This is a genomic window from Cysteiniphilum litorale (genome assembly GCF_003428165.1).
Classification (GTDB): domain Bacteria; phylum Pseudomonadota; class Gammaproteobacteria; order Francisellales; family Francisellaceae; genus Caedibacter; species Caedibacter litoralis.
Map to the genome: position 1 here is coordinate 1 of NZ_QLIQ01000149.1, position 903 is coordinate 903.

Sequence of the window (903 nt, forward strand, 5' to 3'; positions counted from 1 at the left end):
CATTAAAACAAAGTAAAACAATAAAAAATTAAAAAATAGGAGATATATGATGTTATCAGTAGTTAAGCAAACCTTAAAAGATCAGTTAACATGGGCATCTTTAAAGTCGTGGGGTATTGCCTTATTGGTTGCGGTGTTACTGTCGTTGTTATTTGTGGTGATGGGCGAGGCGGCGATTGATAAGACAAAAATTGAAACGGAAGTTAAAAGTGCGGTTGGTGCAGGCAGTTGGGGTCAGATTGTATTGGGCGGTATTGCACTGATTGTTTCTGCGATTTTCTTTTTTATGGGCAATATCAAAATGGCACTGATTATTTTTGGTGGTGTTGCAACGATTTTGGGCGTTTATAATGCGGGTGCACTTGGGTTTGGTGGTTAATATGGTCAATCAGGAGGATTATCAGGATTTTGCACGTGTGAGTAAATACCTAAACAAACCGCGCTTAATTATGGGTTGTACAACGGATGAAATTATCCCTGCTTTTCTGGTGATTGGATTGGGGGTTATTTCAGGGAATTTAACGTTATGTTTTGTGATTGGATTGGGATGGATATTTGGTTTAAAGACATTAAAGCGTTATCGCAGTGCGCAGTTTTTAGCGATTGCGATGTATTGGTTTTTAGGTCAACCCATTTCAAAACTGATATTTAAAAAGACAATCTCGCCGTCTTTACGTTTCTGGTTGCATTAATGGTGTTAATTTGACCTAAATTTGGACAATCTCATGCTGCAATAATCATAAGAATCATCAAAAGTATGAAAAAATAGAACAAATAAAAAATAAAACAGATAAAAAAAGCAAGGAGCGTTTATGGACGCATCACATCATCAATTGGGTCAGTCCTTGGGTCAGTACGTTAATCGTTGGCTTAAGCTAGGCTTTATTTTTATGTCGTTGGTTT

Annotated in this window: 2 protein-coding genes; both read left to right on the top strand. The window is 37.0% G+C overall.

The genetic code is table 11. From position 1 onward, the window contains the following. Positions 1-46 precede the first annotated feature (46 nt). Positions 47-379: a hypothetical protein gene (locus DNJ75_RS14975; RefSeq protein WP_150468860.1), complete on the top strand. Its 333-nt coding sequence runs from the start codon at positions 47-49 to the stop codon at positions 377-379. Continuing rightward, entirely contained in the window at positions 351-692 is a 342-nt protein-coding gene (traL, locus tag DNJ75_RS14980) for a type IV conjugative transfer system protein TraL (RefSeq protein WP_117004202.1), read from the top strand. Before DNJ75_RS14975 ends, traL begins: the two co-directional genes overlap by 29 nt. Positions 693-903 lie beyond the last annotated feature (211 nt).

What these genes read in the sequence shown, in the direction of transcription:
- DNJ75_RS14975 (WP_150468860.1), top strand. Translation starts at nt 47, where the DNA reads ATGATGTTATCAGTAGTTAAGCAAACCTTAAAAGATCAGTTAACATGG.
- traL (WP_117004202.1), top strand. Translation starts at nt 351, where the DNA reads ATGCGGGTGCACTTGGGTTTGGTGGTTAATATGGTCAATCAGGAGGAT.